Here is a 19,064-nt window from a genome sequence, read left to right on the forward strand (position 1 = left end):
CTTAACGTGTAGCGAGATGTATAGTGGCTGTCATTCCTGCGCTAAGCTGTGTATTTTCGGGCAATGAATCTAACTTAATATCAACAGGTATACGCTGTGATAAACGTACCCAATTAAATGTTTGTTGTACTTGTGGTAAAAGCTGGCCGTTGCTTTGTGTATTCGTATTTGCAATGGCTTTACCTACACTCACTACATGCCCTGTTAATTGCTTACCACCACTTAAAAGGGCTATTTTAGCTTTTTGATCAGGATAAATGAGTGGTATTTTACTCTCTTCAAAGTAACCCGTTACATAAAATGAATCTGACTGAACAATAGCAAAGACAGGTGTACCTTGAGCGACATAGTTGCCTTGGCGTAAATTCAAATTAATTATTTGTCCTGATGCAGGCGCAACAATTTTAGTTCTATCAACATTTAACTGCGCAATTGTTTGCTCTGTCTTAGCTAAGTTATAATTTGCCTCAGCAATTTTAGTATTAATACGAGTTGATTCTAGGGTTTCTTCACTAATTGCCTGTTGAGTGTTTAGCTCAACACGTCTTTTGTATTTGTGCTTGGCAAGTTCCCATGTATACAATGCATTTTCTGTGTTTGCTTTACTTTTATCAAGCGCTGCTTGATAACGCTTTTTATCAACATTAAAAAGTACTTCGCCTTTTTGTACGTTTTGACCATCTTTAATATTTAAAACAGTTACCCAACCCGACACGTCTGGAGCAACTGTAACTATGTCTGCTCGAATGCGACCGTCGCGCGTCCAAGGAGTATGCATGTAGTCTGTCCATAACCATCGTCCTGCAAATACAGCAGCTATAATAACGATTATGGTTAAAAGTATACGCAGATATTTTGTCATCTAATTTATCTTCCACTAAGTAGGTAAACGGTTAAGGTCAAATAACAAATAAATAAAGACACCTCAAACCAGGCCACTTTCCAAATACGGTCATGCCAATCTAAGCGATGTAATATAAAACGTGTTATGGCTGTTAAAATAAAAGCGATGGGAAAGTAAATAATCAAAGGGCTAAACTCTACCCCGCCTAAAACAACAGCTTGCAGCATAATAAAAGTCCATATGTGTTTAAAAACGATTAAAAGTAGAGTGCAATAAATCAGATAAATGATTATATTAATCTTGTGCTTAATTTAAAATTAATAGCCACACAGTTTTAAGTCTACTGCTATTACTTATAGCCTGTTAATCAGCCACTTGCAAAACTGTGGTGTAATCATAAACATTGAATCTCGCACCAAATTTAGGTAAATTAACAAAAAAAATATGGATATAATTTTAATGGAATCAATACACCCTACCCCATCTGAAACAACCCTACCAAGAAATGAGCCTGCTGAACCAATTTTTAGCGGAAAAGTGCAGTTTAGCGGTAAAGGCGCTGAGTTTTTTGGAATTTGGATTGTAAATATATTACTTAGCGTTATTACGCTTGGCATATACTCAGCGTGGGCTAAAGTACGTACACATCGTTATTTTTACGGCCACACCCGTATAGATGGTCATAGCTTTGACTACCTAGCAACACCAATACAAATTTTAAAAGGTCGGATTTTAGCGGTTGTTGTATTTTTTATTTACACATTCTCTATTAGCTTTATGCCTATTTTAGGCTTATTTATTGCTCTTGGTTTTATCTTTTTAATGCCATGGATTATTAATCAAGGTTTACGTTTTAATCTGCGTATGACGCGCCATCGTAATGTTCGCTTTGCTTTTAAAGGCAGCTATGGCGAAGCCTTTGTTAACTTTATACTTTTACCTATCGCCAGCATATTTACACTTTATTTATTAATGCCTTATGTTATAAAACGTATTGATAGTTATATCCATAGCAATATTAGTTATGGCGACGAACCACTGAGCGTAAATCTAAAAGGCGAGACCTATTACCTCACAGCACTTATTTGCTTTGTAGTGAGCTCTATCATAATGGTGGTATTTATGGGGGTTTTAGGATTATTTGGCCTTAACTTGGTAGATATTGAAAATCAACAAAATTTAGAAAGCTCTGCAGCTATGGTTATGCTTCCTATCTTTATGATGATTGCCTATGTGCTAATGATTGCCATTGTTTCTGCTGTATGGCACGCCGCTATTAGAAATCATATTTTTGATAACAGCCGTTTTGAAGGCATTGCTACATTTAAATCAGAGCTAAAACCAATTCCTTTCGCGGTTTTACTATTAACTAATATGTTGGCTATTGTATTTTCTTTAGGGCTTGCATACCCATGGACAAAAGTACGTACATCAAAAATGCTCGCTGATGTAACTAACGTCACTATTTATCCTGGCGCATTAAACCTAATCGATACCGTGCAAGAACAGCAATCATCATTTGCTGAAGAAGCAGCAAACGTGTTTGATATTGACCTTTCCCTAACTTAAGAGCTCACTATGCATGTAAAGGGACATTTTTTCCCCATCGCATCGAGTAACTATCAAGTGTGTGTTGCCACTATTAGCGACACACACATTGAAGTTATTAACGATGAATACGTTATAGCTCGCCACGCAATCTCAAGTCTTAAATTAAGTTCGGGAATGGCAGGACTTGCCGACGAACTAAACTTTGAAGATGGCAGTCGTTTTATCCCTCTTGATGTAAATTACAGGTGGCCATTTAAAGAAAATGGCCATCATATAATGGAGCGCCTTGAAAAAAGTAAATGGGCAATTTTAACCGCTGTCATATTTACACCACTTTTTATGTGGTTAGTACTTTATAAAGCGGTACCGGCCATTGCTGTTTACAGTGTTGATACTCTGCCTCGTAATGTTGTAGAACAAATGGGAGAGCAAAGCTTTACACTAATTAAAAAGATTGCGCTTGACCCAAGTGAACTGCCCGCAGAGCAGCAAGCTAAAGTACAAGCATATTTTACAAGTATGCTTAATGCATTATCGCTTGATCAATCGGTTTATAGATTATCGTTTTATAAATCAGATAGCTTTGGTGCTAACGCGTTTGCACTGCCCCACGGTCGCATAGTCGTCACCGATGAGTTAGCAAATTTACTAGCCGATAAACCCAATGCGCTAAAAGCGGTATTGCTGCACGAAATGGGCCATGTAGTCCACCAGCATAGCGTACGTATTACAGCGCAATCTGCCGCAAGTACGATTGTGTTAGCAGTTGTATTTGGTGATTTAGAGGGGGTTGCAGAAGTTGCGTTAGGTACAGGTGCATCGTTTGCTCAACAAGGGTTTTCACGAGATATGGAACGCGAAGCAGATAGCTTTGCACTCACTCAATTAGAGTCGCTTGGGTATTCGAGTAATGACTTTGCTGATGCAATAGAAGCCCTGCAAGAAAGCCATACCAGCGAAAACGAACACCTCAAAAAAGTAAATAACTTTTTAGAGTACTTATCTAGCCATCCAACAGCACAGGAGCGTATTGACAATGCTAGGAAATAATCGCGGGTATATTCAGCTTGCTCGCTACATAGTCAGTTTAAGTTGGATATATCACGGCTTTTTCCCAAAGCTTTACCATATTGCACCACTTGAAAAATTAATGACTGGCAGTGCTGGTTTTTCAGCAGAAGTGTCTGACTTAATTACACATTCGGCCGGTGTTGGCGAAATTATATTTGGACTGCTGTTAATTATATTTTATAAAAACAAACTGCTCGTTTGGTTAAACGTTTTCGCACTATGCGGTCTTTTAGGAGCCGTTGTTGCTATGCAACCTCAACTACTCATAGAGGCATTTAATCCGGTAACCACCAACTTGCCGCTTATTGCTTTAAGCTTTATTTGGTTAAAAGAGATTAAGCTGCTGAATAACCGATACCTCTAAATAAAAAAGGTATGCCTGCGCATACCTTTTTTGTAGTACTTAATTTGTAAAATTAGTACTTATTTTTATGCGTCCACAAATGCAGTAATTCGCTGGCAATGGTTGCTGCGGCAATTGCGGTAAGCTCACTTTGGTCATACGAAGGTGATACTTCTACCACATCCATACCTACCATGTTTATGCCTTTTAGCGCACGCAGTACTTTAAGTACTTTATCTGACGTTAAACCACCACACACAGGAGTGCCTGTACCAGGTGCAAACGCAGGATCTAAACAATCTATATCAAACGTTAAGTAAACAGGTAAATCACCTACTCGCTCAAGTATTTGCGCTGCAATGTCATTGGCATGTAAATCGTTAGCTTGCATTGCATCAATCACTACAAACTCATGTTTACTTTGATTAAAGTCGGTACGAATACCTATTTGTATACTGCGTTCAACATCTATCAGCCCTTCCATTGGCGCATGATAAAACATAGTACCGTGATCAAAACGTGAGCCGTTACTATAGGTATCGGTGTGTGCATCAAAATGCACTAATGCCATTTTGCCATGTATTTTTGCATGCGCTCGTAGCAGAGGCAGTGTTACAAAATGATCCCCACCTAAGCCTAGTAATACTTTTCCTTGGCGAAGTATTTGCTCTGCTGCCATTTCTAGTTGCGCAGTAAAATACTCAGGGTCGCCAACAGGGTAAGTAAAGTCCCCTGCGTCTGCTACTTTTAAGCGCTCAAACAACGGGAAAGTCCACGGGTATTTAGTGTCCTCCCATGCTAAATGAACCGACGCTCTGCGAATGGCATCAGGACCTAAGCGCGCACCAGGGCGACCCGATGTCGCTAAATCAAACGGTAAGCCTAAAACCACTACGTCTGCATCAATTGCATTAATAGTTTGCACCATAGGACGACGCAAAAACGTCATCCCATTTGAGTACAATGAGTGATCTGCGTGACCAAACAAAGTCGACATTGCTTATAACTCTTCTAAATAAGTGTAGCCATCTAGGCCGCTTTGCAACTCGTCTAAAACGCTTTGCTGTTCGTGTTTTTCAATTTTAGTGCTTACTAACTGCTCGTATGATTGCTGAAAACTTTCTACATCTAAATGTACATAGCGCATCATATCGGCAACCGTATCGCCTTGGTTTATTTCGGTAATGCTTGCAACGCCTTGCTCATCCATATTAACCATTGCGCTGTGCGTATCGCCAAACAAGTTATGCATATCACCTAAAATCTCTTGATAAGCACCCACCAAGAAAAAGCCCATTAAATAAGGTTTATCAGCACTAAATTCTGGCACTGGTAATGTGCTTTCAATACCTTGTCCATCTACGTAATGTTCAAGTGCGCCGTCTGAATCACAGGTTATATCAAGCAAAACAGCGCGTTTTTTGGGCGCATCAGTTAAACCACTCAATGGCAATACCGGAAACACCTGATCAATGCCCCATGCATCTGGAAGTGATTGAAATAACGAGAAGTTTACAAAAAACTTATCGGCTAAACGCACGTTTAACTCATCAATAATACGACGATGAAAACGGTTTTTATTATCCATGTGCTTGTTAAGTTCGTAACAAATACGAATATTAATTTGTTCAGCCCACGCACGTTGCGCTAAGTCTAATAAACCGAGTGCAAACTGGTTATGTGCTTCAGCTAAGTCACCTTGGCTGTCGTGGTAAATCTCAATTAATGCACGGTCATCCGTTAAATCAGTTAACTGTACAAACGATGCCCACATGTTTTTTAATAAAAGTGGTGCATCTGCTGCTGGCGCTATTAACTCTTCTGGCGTATAGCTTTCAGTACCAATAACATTAGAAATAAGCACAGCATGATGCGCCGTAAGTGCACGACCCGACTCAGAAATAATAGTCGGCATGGGTTGCTCATATTGCTTACATGTATCACCTATGGTGTATACAATGTTATTTGCATATTCAGCTAAGCTGTAATTCATAGAGTTATGTGACTGGCTACGCGTGCCGTCATAATCAACAGCTAAACCGCCGCCTACATCAAGGCAATCAATTTCTGCGCCTAATTTACGTAGCTCACAATAAAAACGCGCAGCTTCGCTTACACCTAAGCGTACGTCACGAATGTTCGCCATTTGTGACCCTAAGTGAAAATGTACTAGCTGTAATAAATCAAGTTGGCCTGCGTCTTTTAAACGATTTACTACGTGTAAAACTTGCGATGCAGATAAACCAAATTTTGACTTTTCGCCGCCACTTGCTTGCCATTTACCTTTACCTTGCGACGCTAAGCGTACACGAATACCAATGCGTGGTTTTACGTTAAGCTCTTTTGCTTGGCTAAGTACCATGTCTAGCTCAGAAAGCTTTTCAAGCACGATATACACTTTATGACCTAGCTTTTCGCCAATCAGTGCCAAGCGTACGTATTCTTTATCTTTGTAGCCGTTACATACAATAACGGCGCTGGTTTTTTCAGCCAGTGCTAATACTGTTAGTAACTCAGGCTTGCTGCCTGCCTCTAAACCAAGTTGCTTTTTTTCTACTTGTGCTTGGCTTGCTACTATTTCTTCAACCACTTCACGTTGTTGGTTTACTTTTATTGGGTAAACTAATAGGTAGTCTTTAGGGTAACCATAGTTTTCAATCGCAGTATTAAATGCGGCGCACAAGCTGTGTACACGATGGTGTAAAATTTGCGGAAAACGAACTAAAGCAGGTAAGCTTAAACCTTTATCTTGTAGTTGCTTTGCGATATCTGTTAATGCAATGGTTTGCTCTGGTGCATGAGCCTTGGGCGCAACATACACATCACCTTGATCATTAATACCAAAAAAACCTTGGCTCCAATGACGAACATTGTAGCTCGTACGAGCTTGTTCTAGTGATGTTGTTTCTTTCATTTATCTTTCTCTTTTATTTAATTAATGCCGACTCGGCGAGTGTCGCGCATTAAAAGAAAAATAGACATTCAAGTCCAACAAGTATTTTTACTCGTAACGAGTGATTTTTAATGTTGATAAAACAACCAATCACGTATTGCTCGCTAGCGCATATAAAATAGGACTTTGATGATTATTAAAGATAAGAAAAGTTGTAAAAAAATGGCTATTTTTAAATGACTCATTATAAATTTTATTAGTAAAAATGAGTTAGCTCATTCACTAAAATTAATCTTGAGTTACTTTGTTTATAAAATTTACTTTTGATGGATTAGAGCAAGGCATTCTCAACACCTCAATTACTTACAGTTGAGGCTGCGTGTTGTGACCATACCTATGTATTCTACAAAGTGAATAAAAACTGCACTTCAAAAACGCTTAGCATACATCCACCAGCTTAAATCATTACTTGGCGCATATGTAGCGTTAGGTATTGCCTGTGGCATTGAAAGTAGGAAATTGCAGTAGTGTACAGGCGAATTCGATTTAATTGAGTATAAGCTAGCTATGCACTTTTTGGGGCGAACATAATTATTGCCATACCTAGCAGTGCAACTAAACCACCGATAATATCCCACATAGTAAGCTTTACGCCATCAACAACCCATAACCATAATAGCGTAACGCAAATATATACGCCGCCATAAGCTGCATACACACGCCCGGCAGCAGTAGGATGTAAAGAGAGCAACCATGCAAATAGTGCCAAACTTAACGCTGCAGGAATTAAAAGTAAAATGCTCTTATCTTGCTTAAGCCAAAGGTAGGGCAAATAGCAACCCACTATTTCTGCTAAGGCTGTAATAGTAAAAAGTGCGATTGTTTTTAATTCAAACATAATGCTCCGCGCTAAAATAACAAGCATAACAATCTATATAAATTGTTATGCTTAGTGCGTTGTTATTCGCTAAGCGCCATTGTGGCAAGTTTCATTGCGCTTTCAAACGACTTAGTGCCCGCTATAAATAACCCATTGTGACAGAACACGGCATCATCAATACCGGTTTCATCTACAAATGCTTGATCAGATAAACCAGACCATGCTTTAGGCAACGATTTTCTATCTTCAAACGAGCCAGGCTCAACGGGTACTGTTTGTAATATCCATTGCCCAGAATGCGATGGGTAAACCATGTATAGCGCCTCACTTGATAAAATATGCACTGTTTTTTTCCACGGTGTGTATTTTTCAAGCACAATTACTCGGGCATCTTCTGCATTTTCAATTGCTTTAGCAACAATCTCTTTTGCATTAACACTACCGTGAGCTGAAGCGATAAAACGAATAAGCATACGCGCTGCAAATTCAACAGCTTCATCAAAGCAGGTATCAAAGTTACTTTCTTCTTCCCACGTAGGGTTAAACATTGAGATTGTTTGGCTCAAACTTATCCCTTTCGATACACCTTCAACATGACCACAGTCAATAGCATCAATGGTTGAAACTAAGCCTGAATCCACTCTATCAGCAACTGCTTGGTTATCATCACATAGCGTTAAACCGTATTTTTTCCATATTAAACCAAACGATGAAAAAGGGATGCCATTTTCTCGCTCGCCTGCACCACCACGCTGATGATGATCAAAGCGATTCGTTTCTGGGTCGTATTCCCCACCTACATCTATTACGTAGTCGGCACTTTCTATAAGCGCTTTATCACGTGTGCGTACCAATTTAAACTTTGGCAAAACATGTTTAAGTACCGCAATACTAAAAACGTCATCTGCATGAAAATTACCATTGTGGGTTACTACTGTTATTTCGCTCATTTGTTTATTGCTACTTTTAGAAAAGATAAAAATTCTCGCTTTGTAAGTTAGTCACTAATTATCGAGGCAGATTTTATACGAAGACAGGTGTTAAAAACAGTGAAGTATTTTTTGCATCACCATAAAAGCATTTTTATAGTGATTAGTTTTAAGCATAGCGTTTATCGCAAGGTAATAATGAGCGATTGTAGGGAAGGGTATTTACGACACGTTAAACTTTAGCATGCCGCAGAGCTATCTAACTTATTGGCTAAGCCCTAATTCCATAAATACACTTTGTGGATTATCAACATATGAGCCAAAGCTGCCACAACGTTTAAAGCCTAAATTTTCATATAAATTGATTGATTTTATTTGTTTTGGGCCTGTTTCTAAGCGTATTAATGGGATTTGTTTTTCGCCGGCTTGATGTAATAAAATCTGCATAATACGTCTTGATAGACCTTTACCACGATGACTTGGTTTTACATATAAACGTCTTATTTCGCCATAAGGCTGAGTATCAAATTTCTCTACAATCGCACCGCAGGCAATAATACCTTCTTCAGTTTTTAAACCAATAGCGTACACATTAGGTAAAGTTAATTCGTTTAACTCCAGAGACTGTGCGGTAGCAACAGGATATAAAGAGTTAATAAGTCGGTCTATATCATCAAATACATTTACCACATCGGGATCATTCGGGTTTAAATCGACTAACTGCATAAAGCTTCCATTCATTGTTATAAGTTTATTAAGCTTTAAATAATATATTTAAGCGGTCATAGCTTAGCATTGTTTAATTAAAAAATCTTTACTCCTTACTTAGCATATGGGTTATGACATTTCACCAGCTAAAAGAGCAAAAGTGGCCTAGCACATGTGTAAATTTGCTAATTAATAGTAGTCTTCAAGTATTATTGCGTATTAGTATTAGCGCTATGCCATTTTGAGTAACGTTCTTTATCCATCGGCCTTGCAATTAAGTAGCCTTGCATGGTGTCAATATTCATTTTTTAAGTAAATCATATTGTTTTGTTGTTTCTACACCCTCATTGACTGACTCTAAGTTTAAGCTTTTTCCTAAACTGATAATTGTTTGCGCAATATTTAAGCCAACCGTGCTATCTAAAATTTTATCAATAAAGCTTTTATCTATTTTTAATTCTTTAACAGGAAACGCACTTAAGTACGCTAAGCAGGAGTAACCGGCTCCAAAAACATCAATCGAAAATAAAAAGCCCGCGGCAATGAGTTCTTTCATTTGCCTGATTGTATAATCTATATCGCTTGAGAACATTGACTCGGTTATTTCTAACTTAATTTGCAGTGCCCGAATATCAAATTTATTAATAGTACTAAATAGCTCTCTTTTTAAATTTGATGAATTGAACTGGCTTTGACTAATATTAATTGAAACACTAAACGAGTCATCAATTATGTTATCTGCTCTAAGTTCGTTAATTAAAATACATATATCATGTAAAACTATATTTTGTAGTTTTTGAATAAGCCCGTATAGCTCTGCAAATTGGTATAAATTCGTTTGCCGCTATTAACCCTTTTCGAGGGTGGTTCCATCTAACGAGTGCTTCAGCACCAATAACATCGCCATGCGTATTGACCTGTGGTTGAAAGTAAGCAGACGCAATTGCCCTGACAATGTCGGTTTCTAGCTCAGTTTGCTTCTCAAGTAGTGTTTTAAGGCTGGATCGTAAAAACTACTGCTATTCCCTCCTTTATTTTTAGAACGATACATAGCCGTATCTGCAAATTTTAATATATTGCCAGCCTGTGTGTTTACGCTATCAATTAGGCAAATCACAATACTCTGTGTTGATATTAGGAGCTGCACAATGAAAAAGTTGACTTCCTTGAAGAGATAAGATGAAACACCTAGCGGATTCATCATCAATAATCTGCTCGATTGATAAAAAAATTCAGTAAGCACCTCACTTAAAGGTACCCCTAATGCAATTTTGGATAAAATGCCTTACTGGTGAGATAATAACTTTTTTAATCTAGCCGTATTCATGTTTCACCTTAACCACATCATTTATATACATCGAAATAACAAGACGCTTCGCAGAAAATTTCTTACTAAGTAAAGTTCAGTATGGTCATGATTTATTATTTTATTGATAAAAAATAATCTAGTTGATTTAATCAGTTATAGTTCCATATTTTTAATATAGCTACAGCAACGGTGTAAACCAGACCATAAGATTAACGCTAACACTTTGTTACTTAAAAGTACTGTTCAAAATTATTAAGCTATTTATACTGTAAGTAATGGTAAAAATTTTTTGAGGTCACAGTGCAAGTCACACAAGGTATGGAATACTTTTTTTCGGGGTTTAAATTAATTAGTCAAAAAGGGTTAAAGCGTTTTGTCATTATTCCGCTATTAATTAATATTTTGCTCTTTGGTAGCTCCTTGTTTTTTTTATTTGGTTGGTTAAGTGACAGCTTCAGCTATATAAATAATATGCTGCCCGACTGGCTCAGCTGGCTAGAATGGCTAATGTGGCCCATCGCACTACTGGTGGTTTTATTCAGTTACAGTATGTTATTCACTGTAATTACAAACTTTATTGCGGCACCTTTTAATGGCCTATTAAGTGAAAAAGTAGAGCTTTATTTGACAGGTAAAAAAATTAACGACGATGGCTTTGGCGAGCTCATTAAAGATGTACCAAGGATGCTTGGCCGTGAATGGACTAAGCTTTGCTATTACTTGCCCCGTGCCATAGGCTTTTTTATATTACTATGGGTGCTACCAATTATTGGGCAAATCTTATGGGTGCTTTTTACATGTTGGATGTACTCCGTGCAATATCAGGACTACGCATTCGACAACCATAAAATTAATTTTAGACAAATGAAAGACGATTTAAAAAGCAAACAAGGTTTATCATACGGATTCGGCTTTGCGGTTATGGTACTAACTTCAATTCCTATTGTTAATTTAATCGTTATGCCTGTTGCAGTGTGCGGCGCAACTCGCTTGTGGGTAGATAATTATCGACCTAAATACCGTGATTAAATATATGTGGTTAAAATAGTACCGTGAACATTACGTTTGCGGCACTGTTTTAAATATACTTACAATGGTAACTTTGCTAACCAATTTTTTAACCAAGGCTCAGCTACCGGCCATGGTTCAAAATCTTCACATGCATCTATTTCTAGGCGGTTGCCCACAGGCTTTGCTTGTAAATCGCGTAGTAACTCGTCAAAGCTACGCCCTGCGCCACAAAATGTATCGCCGTAACATCTGTCACCCATTGCAATTACACCAAACGGTTTATCGGTAAGCATTGGGAAAGTGCTATTCATTGCAAAGTACAATCCGGCCAAATTACTCGGTACATCACCTTGGCCTGTTGTGGAGGTAACAATTAAAATATGCGATGCATTTTTTATATCATCAAGTGATGCTTCAGTAATTACTGTAGCAGTATGACCCGCTTGCTCTATTGTGGCTGCAACTTCATCGCTTAAACGCTCTGCACCGCCATTAACGCTGCCTACAAAAATACTAATATGTGCCATTAATAATCCTTTTCTTGCTCTGGCCAACCTAGCTGCTTACATATTTCAAGCATGTCTTCACCTAGTGGCGCTTTAATTGTTATTGATTCATTACTATAAGGGTGCACAAAACTAAGCTCTGTTGCAAATAACATTAAGCGTCTTAGCTCAAAATGATCCCTAAAAAATTGATTATGCTGGTTATCACCGTGATTTACATCACCAATGATAGGCAGTGATAAGTGCTTTAAGTGTCTGCGAATTTGATGCTTGCGCCCGGTTTTTGGAAAACACTCAACTAACGAGTAACGCACTGTTGGATACTTACCTATAGGAATAGGCAATGCAGCTTGGTGCAAGCAATTAAACTGGGTTTGCGCTTCTTGCGGTGCTTTATCTTGATCTGCAAACTTATCGGCTATTTTATCAAGTTCTTCTTTAAGCGGTTTATCTAAAAATACCGACTCTGGCGCAAAGCCGCGTACTAAAGCCAAATAGCGCTTAGCAATGGTGCCTTCAATAAATAGCTGGTTCATATCGCGAGCAGCTTCAGAGCTCAATGCAAACAGTAATACGCCCGACGTAGGTCTATCGAGCCTATGTACTGGAAATACATGTTGCCCTAGCTGGTCGCGCAACATTTGCATAGCAAACTGGGTTTCGTGTTTATCTAAAAACGAGCGATGCACTAATAAACCTGAAGGCTTATTTATAGCCACATAGTTTTCATCTTGATACAAAATAGTCAGCTCGCCATATTCTATAGGCGCCGGACGCTCACTCATTTGGTTCTCCTAAAAAGGTATCAAGGGCTGTTAGTAATTCAATTATTTCATCGCTTCCGGCTTTATTCACAAGTGTCATTTGCGCCATAGGGGCAATAGCAAAGTTGCGCGGCAGTGGTTGCCTATGTGTTATTAATTGCTGTATTTTTTCAATAAATACAAACTGTAACCACTGCTCAAATGCCATTGTATCGTGACAAAAAGGAGTATTTGAAAGCAGTGCCTCAGCGTCTATTGGCTCACTTTGCCAAAGCGCGTGTTTTTGTAAAAGTGCCGTTAGCTGCACTAAATAAGTTTGGGTTTGCTGGTACATAACCACCCTCTTTTATATATGTAATGCAATTATACCTTGTTCCCTCATAAGCGGCTATGGCGTATAATTAATGTAATTTTGCAGTAAAAACAGTTGAGAAAACAATGAGTGATCAAATAGCTACATTAGGTCAGCTTTTAGATGGTGCGGGTACTCAGTGGCGTGCTTTTGATATTGGCAGGCACATTACTAAGCTTGATAAAAAACAATTTTTAGCTATTGAACAAGCTCAAGTGCCTTACCCTTATCCACTTGCTGGTCATGCATGGCTCGCTATTCAATTTTGGGATACTAAAGCCAGTAAAGAACCGTATGTATGGTTTTTAAAATTTCCACTTGATGAGCAAAGTATGCTGGTAAGTGCTAGTCGCGATCACTTTGCTGACATGGTTATTCAAGCGCTAGGCACTGAAATTACAGGTGAGCAAGCCGATGGAAAGCTTGATAATAACCCTTATGTTTTTACACCAAACGCAAATAAATTAGCGGCATTTAACGCCCAAGTAAAAGTACTATTAAAACAGCCTGCATCGCAGTATTACGAGCATGCACAACTGTACTTTAGCGGTAAAATTGGTTTTGATTATTGGCAAAGTGTTGCACTACAGGGTATTGCCGATTTTGCACTACGCTTAGACAGCGATACAAACTTAAGTAATCTGCAAAAAGCATGGGCGTATTTACCTATTGAAGTACTGCAACCACTCAGTGCCATGCTTGAACACGTTGAAATACCAACATCAATGAGTGAGTTACTTGTTGATTACACCCAGGGTGCAATTAGTAACAACGACACAGTGGCTATAACTGCAGCACTCAGATCAGCTTCAAAAGGTCAAGCTCAAGGGTTGTGCGCTCAATTAGTCGATACTGTACTAACCTCACCAGTGAGGCACGACTCTGACGTGTTACTAACAATAGCTGGGCGTTGTTTTAAACAATTAGAAAACCCTGAACGCTTACATGTATTTATGGATAATTGCGCGCATCATCAAAAAATTGAAGAATTATTTCCAAGTATTTTTGCAGACTTAGTTGCAATACCGACTATTCGCCCGCATTTATTAGGCTTATTACGTAAAGAAAATCGCAGCGAAACCCTCGCGCGTGCAATTGGAAGGTTATTCTCTTAAATGGCAAGTTTATGGACGTTCATACTTATTGGTAGTGTAATTTACTTATTTTGGCTTAACCGAAAGGTTGCTGAAGCGGCGAACGTTCATGCTAAACGTCAAAGTGAGCAACTGCAGGTGCAGTTGATGAGTGTTGCATGCACAAAACGCCGCTTTGGTTTTTTAAAGAACGGCAAGCCAGGCATTAAAAGTGAATTTATATTTGAGTTTTCAAGCGACGGTGAAAATGCTTATCAAGGTGTGTTAATTATGGAAAATGAGTTTTTGAAAAGTGTGGTTGTTCCACCGCATAAAATATAAAAATTAATATACTTTAGGAGTATGTTTCTTACATTAATAAATTTAATTCAACACAAAAAACTAAGGCGTAACTAAAGTTACGCCCCAATTGGACTGCATCCTGCTAGATATCCATTATCTTAAATCCGTATTATCATCCCCTGAACGAGTAAACAACCTTGTTTACCCTCACATTGCATCCTGCAATATCCATGGCCACCTTGGCAAACCCACGAAATCTATCGTTTGGCTACATCTGTATCATCATCCCTGGTAATCCTTTTAAGTAGCTCCTGCCACTTTTTGCATCCTGCAATGTCCACTTGCCATCTTGGCCGTCCTGCGTAAACTAACGCTCCTGCTACTTCCTGTAGCGTCATCCGTGATTATCCTAAAGTAACTCCTAGCTACTAAGTGCTTAATGCACTTCCTTATTCTTCCTTGTATCCGTTTTAGCTTGTCCTGTATGCTTCCTGCTAGCGTCTGCTATGTTGCCTATTCCTTATCCCTGGCAGTAACTCAATCATTGAGATATGTCGTCTTGACAAAGAGAAGTTTAAAGCAATCAGGGGGGAGAAATAGGACTTAACATTAAATAAATAAACGTCACAAAAATGAAAAAACCAAATAAACACTGCAGAGCAATGACTTAGAACAAAAAAGGCTACTTATTAGTAGCCTTTAAGTGACAATGCTTACGATGATGTGAGATATATCTCACGGTCTTATGTCCGTTTGGGCGTATTGGCTTACATTATAATTTTAAATAGTTGACTCAATTATTGATTTAAACAGTAGCTCGCCCTCTACTTGGTTAAAAGTAAGGTGTTTAAATGCTTCAAACTTTTCGGTTTTAAAAAATTCAGTGTGTTCTTTACGCGTTACAAATACAGCCATCCCCGTTGACTCAGCGTTACATTTAACTAAATCATCAAGCCCGCGTAGTAAGTAACGACCAAACCCTTGCCCATGAAAATGTGGATCTACGGCAATAAAAGCTAAAAAGTAGTAATTGCCTTTCTCTTTAAGGGCGTCTCTAATTGTTTGTTCTTTGTCTATTAATTGATTTGTTTGTAAGTAGCCCGCACTCAGCATTAATTTTAAACGCCAGTGCCAATAACGCTGCGCTTGTAATTGGCTATTAGATTCAAATACACACGCTACTGCTTTTAATTTATCGTTGCGGTATAAACCAATTAATGGCTGCTTTTCTTGCCAAAAACTACTGAGCTCTTCGCGAATTAATGATCGTAATTTTTTTTCGTATACTGATTTATTTTCGTCATTGTAGCTAAGCATGCTTTGTAATACAGAATCGTCATGGTAAGCCTGATAAATTAGGCTCGCTGCAGTGCTAATATCTTCTGCGGCTAAATACTGTATGCTGAACGTATCAGCTGGTGTGGTTACACTCATTGTATTTCCTCTAATATTTTAGCTATAGGCTGTTTAAACTATATACCTAAAATTATTAGCCGTAAATTCAGCGAGAGTTTAGCTAGCTAGGAGTAGAGTTGATCCTGAGAATAAGTTTTCATTCGTTTAAAGGAGCAATATCATGGATACGACAAAACACGACATTAACACGCTATTTTCACAACTTGGATTACCTAATTCAGACGAACAAATAGATACATTTATTGCCTCACATGAATTAGAAGACACAACACTACTCCAAGAAGCCCCTTTTTGGGATGAAGCGCAACAGCACTTTTTAGCTGAATCCCTTGCACAAGACGGAGATTGGAGTGAAGTAATTGATGAGTTAGATGTACGCATTCGTCAAAGTAAGTAATTTTATTTAATGTACCCTCCCTTATTTATTGCTAACATAGCGTTTGCGCAGCATTTATATGCTGCGTATTTATTTTATTAAAGAGTTATATATCTAATGAATTCAGTTGTATTTGATGCAATCAAAGCCCTTCTTGATGAAGGCAAAACCCCTACTGTAGCACTAACTAAAAGCCGTTTGGCGCAACCGGTTCCAATGCCGATGATTATTGCAGCAGTAAGCCAATATAAAAACAATCCTGATTCAATTAATAACTTCATGAGAAACCCACAGCAGTCAGATAATACTGAGCTTAAAACAAGCCAATTAGATAGAATTGAGCAAAAACTCGATAAACTTCTTGCACTGCTAGAACAAAAATAATTTGAGACTATAAATGTTCGTTGTTGATTTAACTTTTGATTGCTACCAAGACACCACCCTAGAACAAGCCGAACAAGCAATAAATCGCTTGGTAAATGCACTGCGTTTTAATGGTCAAATAATGGGGGAAGAATTCCCAACCGTTTTAAAAGATGGATTTTTTATTACCCGTGTAATGTGTCCGACCGAAGATGCAATGCACCCACTAAATAACAGCCCGTTTGTTAAACACAGTATCGAAAAGTTACATGATGCTGGGCTACTTGCGCCAAAAGTAAAAGTGATTGGACAAGATATTCACTCCAACGGTGCTGATTGCTGTAAAGAACCATCAAGTTATATTTTATATACAACCTATGTGCATACGTGCAGCCCGCTTTATTGTGGTGATGACTTTTTGCCTGTGCCGTTATTTCGTATTCCGGCAATTGCTAATGGTGACTATAAAACACTGATTAAATGGCAAGAAGATTGGCAAGCCTGCGATCAAATTCAAATTAATGGAGCAACCCGTTGTGAGTTTCCGGCCCTTGAAGAAATATCGAGTATCCAAAGCGACTTATATAGACGTGGAAAAGACATAACAAAGCGAATTAGTTTTTTAACTAAAAAGCCAACCTATTATTATTTATACCGTGTAGGCGGCGTAGATAAAGAGTCTGAACTTGAGAGAAAATGCCCTAGCTGTAATGGCGATTGGAAATTACCTGAATCGTGGTTTGGGTTATTCGACTTTAGGTGTGAGCCGTGTGGCTTGGTGTCTAATATATCGTGGGATTTTCAGTAACCACTTCAATAAGCGCTTAAAATCAGCTTAGTGATAACGCTAAGCTGATTTTTAAATGCGTTTTAAACCTCTAACGCCTTTAAAAAAGCATTAATGTTAGGTGCAAGTACATGGTGTGTTTTTTTGCCTACGTGCTCTAAGCATACTTCGCCTGTGTGCACCAATATACTCACTAGCAAATCATCTTGATCTGTTAAACCAATAAACACTGTTTCTGGCTGCTTGAGCTTGCGTTTCATTAACACGTGGCCCGTGATATTTTGCTGTAGCAAATTAAAGTCTTCTTCGTTCCATGCTTGTAGCAATTCAACCTGATGCCCATCAATACTTGCTAAAATACTTCCACCGTACATATGTCCGTATAGCTCGCTAAGCTCTTTTGGAAACTCAAGTTCTAGTGCACTGGCTAAATCATTAAGCGAACCTGCAGGTTGCTGACGCGCCCCCTGCCATTGAATGTTTCCTTGCTCGTCAACCTCACCAACTTCACATGGGCTTGGCCATTGCTCATCGTGCGCTATAAGTGGGTACTTTGCGGTGTTTTTCAGGGTATTTTCGCTAAATGTTTGATGGAGTTGTTCTATAAGCAATGCAACAGACATACTGTGAAACTCATTTAAATTAGATATAATGTCCCTATTGTAACTATTTAAGAGCAAACATGACAGATTACAGCAATTCTCCAGACCTTAAAGGTAGCGTATTAGGCCAATCTACTGAGTATGTAGATGTGTACACGCCAAGCTTGCTTTTCCCTATTGCGCGCAAACTAAATCGTGATGCTTTAAATATTGACGAAGCAGAGCTTCCATTTAAAGGCCAAGACATTTGGACTGGTTACGAGCTTTCATGGCTAAACAATAAAGGTAAACCGCAAGTTGCCGTGGCCTTATTTACCTTTGAATGCCAAAGCAGCCATATTATTGAGTCAAAGTCGTTTAAACTTTATTTAAATAGCTTTAACCAAACCCGATTTGAAAGCATTGATGTAGTAAAACAGCACTTAATTGATGATTTATCAAACGCGGTTAACAGTCCTGTCAAAGTGACTTTATATAATCCTGATGATTACAATTGCTTGCCCTGTACACCGCTGCCAGGTGAATGTATTGATGACTTAGATATTGAAATTGATAATTACGATATTGATGCTAATTCACTTAAAGCAAAAAGTGATAACGTAGTAACAGAAACGCTCTACAGCCATTTACTTAAATCGAACTGTTTAATTACCTCCCAGCCTGACTGGGCAAGTGTAATTATAAGATACACAGGCGAGCAAATATGTCGCGAATCGTTACTGCGTTATTTAATTTCGTTCAGAACGCATAACGAATTTCATGAGCAGTGTGTTGAGCGTATTTATAGTGATTTAACAACACAACTTAATATTAAAGAGTTAGAGGTTTACGCGCGTTATACTCGTCGCGGTGGGCTTGATATAAACCCGTATCGCTCTACGCATTATAATGACACACCATTTGCAGTTAAAATTAATCGTCAGTAGGCTATTTTAAACTGGAACATGAGTATTAAAAAGGAGCCTAGGCTCCTTTTTAATATT

22 protein-coding genes and 1 pseudogene are annotated in these 19,064 nt (G+C 38.4%); 10 read left to right on the forward strand and 13 right to left on the reverse strand.

Features of this window, described 5'->3' with window-relative positions:
* Position 1 precedes the first annotated feature (1 nt).
* Together V6260_RS10340 and V6260_RS10345 are read right to left on the reverse strand one after the other, a co-directional pair.
* Positions 2-862, reverse strand: a complete 861-nt coding sequence (locus tag V6260_RS10340; RefSeq protein ID WP_341593998.1) for an HlyD family secretion protein — start codon at positions 860-862, stop codon at positions 2-4.
* Between the two features lie 5 nt (positions 863-867).
* On the reverse strand, positions 868-1,071 hold the full coding sequence (locus V6260_RS10345) for a DUF1656 domain-containing protein (protein WP_341593999.1): 204 nt from the start codon (positions 1,069-1,071) through the stop codon (positions 868-870).
* Positions 1,072-1,303: 232 nt separating this feature from the next.
* Here V6260_RS10345 and V6260_RS10350 point away from each other — a divergent pair, with 232 nt between their 5' ends.
* From V6260_RS10350 to V6260_RS10360, 3 genes are read left to right on the forward strand one after another with little or no spacing between them, the layout of a single operon-like run.
* A complete protein-coding gene (locus tag V6260_RS10350) occupies positions 1,304-2,413 on the forward strand; it encodes a YjgN family protein (protein ID WP_341594000.1) in 1,110 nt (369 codons plus the stop codon).
* A gap of 9 nt (positions 2,414-2,422) precedes the next feature.
* On the forward strand, positions 2,423-3,445 hold the full coding sequence (locus V6260_RS10355; protein ID WP_341594001.1) for a M48 family metallopeptidase: 1,023 nt from the start codon (positions 2,423-2,425) through the stop codon (positions 3,443-3,445).
* Positions 3,432-3,830, forward strand: a complete 399-nt coding sequence (locus V6260_RS10360; protein ID WP_341594002.1) for a DoxX-like family protein — start codon at positions 3,432-3,434, stop codon at positions 3,828-3,830. The genes V6260_RS10355 and V6260_RS10360 overlap by 14 nt, the downstream gene beginning before the upstream one ends.
* Positions 3,831-3,882: 52 nt before the next feature.
* On the opposite strand, the gene speB is transcribed toward V6260_RS10360, so the two are convergent.
* From speB to V6260_RS10390, 6 genes and pseudogenes are all read right to left on the reverse strand, one after another.
* Positions 3,883-4,806 carry an agmatinase gene (speB, locus tag V6260_RS10365; protein WP_341594003.1) on the reverse strand — a complete coding sequence of 308 codons (924 nt, stop codon included), beginning with the start codon at positions 4,804-4,806 and terminating at the stop codon, positions 3,883-3,885.
* A gap of 3 nt (positions 4,807-4,809) precedes the next feature.
* Positions 4,810-6,723, reverse strand: coding sequence for a biosynthetic arginine decarboxylase (speA, locus tag V6260_RS10370; RefSeq protein ID WP_341594004.1), 1,914 nt, complete (start codon positions 6,721-6,723; stop codon positions 4,810-4,812).
* 544 nt (positions 6,724-7,267) lie between these two features.
* Positions 7,268-7,600 carry a YnfA family protein gene (locus V6260_RS10375; RefSeq protein ID WP_341594005.1) on the reverse strand — a complete coding sequence of 111 codons (333 nt, stop codon included), beginning with the start codon at positions 7,598-7,600 and terminating at the stop codon, positions 7,268-7,270.
* Positions 7,601-7,662: 62 nt separating this feature from the next.
* On the reverse strand, positions 7,663-8,532 hold the full coding sequence (locus V6260_RS10380; protein WP_341594006.1) for an MYG1 family protein: 870 nt from the start codon (positions 8,530-8,532) through the stop codon (positions 7,663-7,665).
* 243 nt (positions 8,533-8,775) lie between these two features.
* A complete protein-coding gene (locus V6260_RS10385) occupies positions 8,776-9,237 on the reverse strand; it encodes a GNAT family N-acetyltransferase (RefSeq protein ID WP_341594007.1) in 462 nt (153 codons plus the stop codon).
* A gap of 191 nt (positions 9,238-9,428) precedes the next feature.
* A pseudogene (locus tag V6260_RS10390) lies at positions 9,429-10,342 on the reverse strand (putative bifunctional diguanylate cyclase/phosphodiesterase); the annotation flags it as partial.
* A gap of 504 nt (positions 10,343-10,846) precedes the next feature.
* On the opposite strand from V6260_RS10390, the gene cysZ reads away from it, so the two are divergent.
* A complete protein-coding gene (cysZ, locus tag V6260_RS10395; RefSeq protein ID WP_425355708.1) occupies positions 10,847-11,557 on the forward strand; it encodes a sulfate transporter CysZ in 711 nt (236 codons plus the stop codon).
* Between the two features lie 59 nt (positions 11,558-11,616).
* Here cysZ and V6260_RS10400 read toward each other — a convergent pair whose 3' ends face one another.
* The 3 genes from V6260_RS10400 to V6260_RS10410 are packed head-to-tail and all read right to left on the reverse strand — an operon-like array spanning position 11,617 to position 13,143.
* Positions 11,617-12,066 carry a flavodoxin gene (locus V6260_RS10400; RefSeq protein WP_341594009.1) on the reverse strand — a complete coding sequence of 150 codons (450 nt, stop codon included), beginning with the start codon at positions 12,064-12,066 and terminating at the stop codon, positions 11,617-11,619.
* A complete protein-coding gene (gene truC, locus V6260_RS10405; RefSeq protein WP_039488539.1) occupies positions 12,066-12,830 on the reverse strand; it encodes a tRNA pseudouridine(65) synthase TruC in 765 nt (254 codons plus the stop codon). The genes V6260_RS10400 and truC overlap by 1 nt, the downstream gene beginning before the upstream one ends.
* Positions 12,823-13,143: a YqcC family protein gene (locus V6260_RS10410; RefSeq protein ID WP_002963030.1), complete on the reverse strand. Its 321-nt coding sequence runs from the start codon at positions 13,141-13,143 to the stop codon at positions 12,823-12,825. Before V6260_RS10410 ends, truC begins: the two co-directional genes overlap by 8 nt.
* 104 nt (positions 13,144-13,247) lie before the next feature.
* Here V6260_RS10410 and V6260_RS10415 point away from each other — a divergent pair, with 104 nt between their 5' ends.
* Positions 13,248-14,276 (forward strand): DUF3549 family protein, encoded by a 1,029-nt coding sequence (locus V6260_RS10415; RefSeq protein ID WP_341594010.1) that lies wholly within the window; start codon positions 13,248-13,250, stop codon positions 14,274-14,276.
* Entirely contained in the window at positions 14,277-14,576 is a 300-nt protein-coding gene (locus tag V6260_RS10420) for a DUF3301 domain-containing protein (protein ID WP_002963032.1), read from the forward strand.
* 741 nt (positions 14,577-15,317) lie between these two features.
* Here the strand turns inward: V6260_RS10420 and V6260_RS10425 are convergent.
* Positions 15,318-15,971, reverse strand: a complete 654-nt coding sequence (locus V6260_RS10425) for a GNAT family N-acetyltransferase (protein WP_341594011.1) — start codon at positions 15,969-15,971, stop codon at positions 15,318-15,320.
* A 142-nt stretch (positions 15,972-16,113) separates the two neighbouring features.
* On the opposite strand from V6260_RS10425, the gene V6260_RS10430 reads away from it, so the two are divergent.
* The 3 genes from V6260_RS10430 (at position 16,114) to V6260_RS10440 (ending at position 17,500) form a co-directional block, all read left to right on the forward strand.
* Complete coding sequence (locus tag V6260_RS10430; protein ID WP_341594012.1) at positions 16,114-16,350, forward strand: DUF2789 domain-containing protein; 237 nt, start codon at positions 16,114-16,116, stop codon at positions 16,348-16,350.
* A 96-nt stretch (positions 16,351-16,446) separates the two neighbouring features.
* Positions 16,447-16,713, forward strand: coding sequence for a hypothetical protein (locus V6260_RS10435; RefSeq protein ID WP_007378199.1), 267 nt, complete (start codon positions 16,447-16,449; stop codon positions 16,711-16,713).
* A gap of 13 nt (positions 16,714-16,726) precedes the next feature.
* On the forward strand, positions 16,727-17,500 hold the full coding sequence (locus V6260_RS10440) for a Zn-ribbon-containing protein (protein WP_341594013.1): 774 nt from the start codon (positions 16,727-16,729) through the stop codon (positions 17,498-17,500).
* A 62-nt stretch (positions 17,501-17,562) separates the two neighbouring features.
* Here the strand turns inward: V6260_RS10440 and syd are convergent, their stop codons facing one another.
* Positions 17,563-18,102, reverse strand: a complete 540-nt coding sequence (gene syd, locus V6260_RS10445) for a SecY-interacting protein (protein WP_341594014.1) — start codon at positions 18,100-18,102, stop codon at positions 17,563-17,565.
* A 59-nt stretch (positions 18,103-18,161) separates the two neighbouring features.
* On the opposite strand from syd, the gene queF reads away from it, so the two are divergent.
* Entirely contained in the window at positions 18,162-19,007 is an 846-nt protein-coding gene (queF, locus tag V6260_RS10450) for an NADPH-dependent 7-cyano-7-deazaguanine reductase QueF (protein ID WP_341594015.1), read from the forward strand.
* Positions 19,008-19,064: the final 57 nt, after the last annotated feature.

The organism is Pseudoalteromonas aliena (genome assembly GCF_038155085.1).
In the GTDB taxonomy this organism is placed as follows: Bacteria; Pseudomonadota; Gammaproteobacteria; order Enterobacterales; family Alteromonadaceae; genus Pseudoalteromonas; species Pseudoalteromonas aliena_A.

Excerpts from the sequence above, each read along its gene's own strand:
- V6260_RS10340 (WP_341593998.1), bottom strand. The coding sequence starts at position 862 with ATGACAAAATATCTGCGTATACTTTTAACCATAATCGTTATTATAGCT.
- V6260_RS10345 (WP_341593999.1), bottom strand. The coding sequence starts at position 1,071 with ATGCTGCAAGCTGTTGTTTTAGGCGGGGTAGAGTTTAGCCCTTTGATT.
- V6260_RS10350 (WP_341594000.1), top strand. The coding sequence starts at position 1,304 with ATGGAATCAATACACCCTACCCCATCTGAAACAACCCTACCAAGAAAT.
- V6260_RS10355 (WP_341594001.1), top strand. The coding sequence starts at position 2,423 with ATGCATGTAAAGGGACATTTTTTCCCCATCGCATCGAGTAACTATCAA.
- V6260_RS10360 (WP_341594002.1), top strand. The coding sequence starts at position 3,432 with ATGCTAGGAAATAATCGCGGGTATATTCAGCTTGCTCGCTACATAGTC.
- speB (WP_341594003.1), bottom strand. The coding sequence starts at position 4,806 with ATGTCGACTTTGTTTGGTCACGCAGATCACTCATTGTACTCAAATGGG.
- speA (WP_341594004.1), bottom strand. The coding sequence starts at position 6,723 with ATGAAAGAAACAACATCACTAGAACAAGCTCGTACGAGCTACAATGTT.
- V6260_RS10375 (WP_341594005.1), bottom strand. The coding sequence starts at position 7,600 with ATGTTTGAATTAAAAACAATCGCACTTTTTACTATTACAGCCTTAGCA.
- V6260_RS10380 (WP_341594006.1), bottom strand. The coding sequence starts at position 8,532 with ATGAGCGAAATAACAGTAGTAACCCACAATGGTAATTTTCATGCAGAT.
- V6260_RS10385 (WP_341594007.1), bottom strand. The coding sequence starts at position 9,237 with ATGCAGTTAGTCGATTTAAACCCGAATGATCCCGATGTGGTAAATGTA.
- cysZ (WP_425355708.1), top strand. The coding sequence starts at position 10,847 with ATGGAATACTTTTTTTCGGGGTTTAAATTAATTAGTCAAAAAGGGTTA.
- V6260_RS10400 (WP_341594009.1), bottom strand. The coding sequence starts at position 12,066 with ATGGCACATATTAGTATTTTTGTAGGCAGCGTTAATGGCGGTGCAGAG.
- truC (WP_039488539.1), bottom strand. The coding sequence starts at position 12,830 with ATGAGTGAGCGTCCGGCGCCTATAGAATATGGCGAGCTGACTATTTTG.
- V6260_RS10410 (WP_002963030.1), bottom strand. The coding sequence starts at position 13,143 with ATGTACCAGCAAACCCAAACTTATTTAGTGCAGCTAACGGCACTTTTA.
- V6260_RS10415 (WP_341594010.1), top strand. The coding sequence starts at position 13,248 with ATGAGTGATCAAATAGCTACATTAGGTCAGCTTTTAGATGGTGCGGGT.
- V6260_RS10420 (WP_002963032.1), top strand. The coding sequence starts at position 14,277 with ATGGCAAGTTTATGGACGTTCATACTTATTGGTAGTGTAATTTACTTA.
- V6260_RS10425 (WP_341594011.1), bottom strand. The coding sequence starts at position 15,971 with ATGAGTGTAACCACACCAGCTGATACGTTCAGCATACAGTATTTAGCC.
- V6260_RS10430 (WP_341594012.1), top strand. The coding sequence starts at position 16,114 with ATGGATACGACAAAACACGACATTAACACGCTATTTTCACAACTTGGA.
- V6260_RS10435 (WP_007378199.1), top strand. The coding sequence starts at position 16,447 with ATGAATTCAGTTGTATTTGATGCAATCAAAGCCCTTCTTGATGAAGGC.
- V6260_RS10440 (WP_341594013.1), top strand. The coding sequence starts at position 16,727 with ATGTTCGTTGTTGATTTAACTTTTGATTGCTACCAAGACACCACCCTA.
- syd (WP_341594014.1), bottom strand. The coding sequence starts at position 18,102 with ATGTCTGTTGCATTGCTTATAGAACAACTCCATCAAACATTTAGCGAA.
- queF (WP_341594015.1), top strand. The coding sequence starts at position 18,162 with ATGACAGATTACAGCAATTCTCCAGACCTTAAAGGTAGCGTATTAGGC.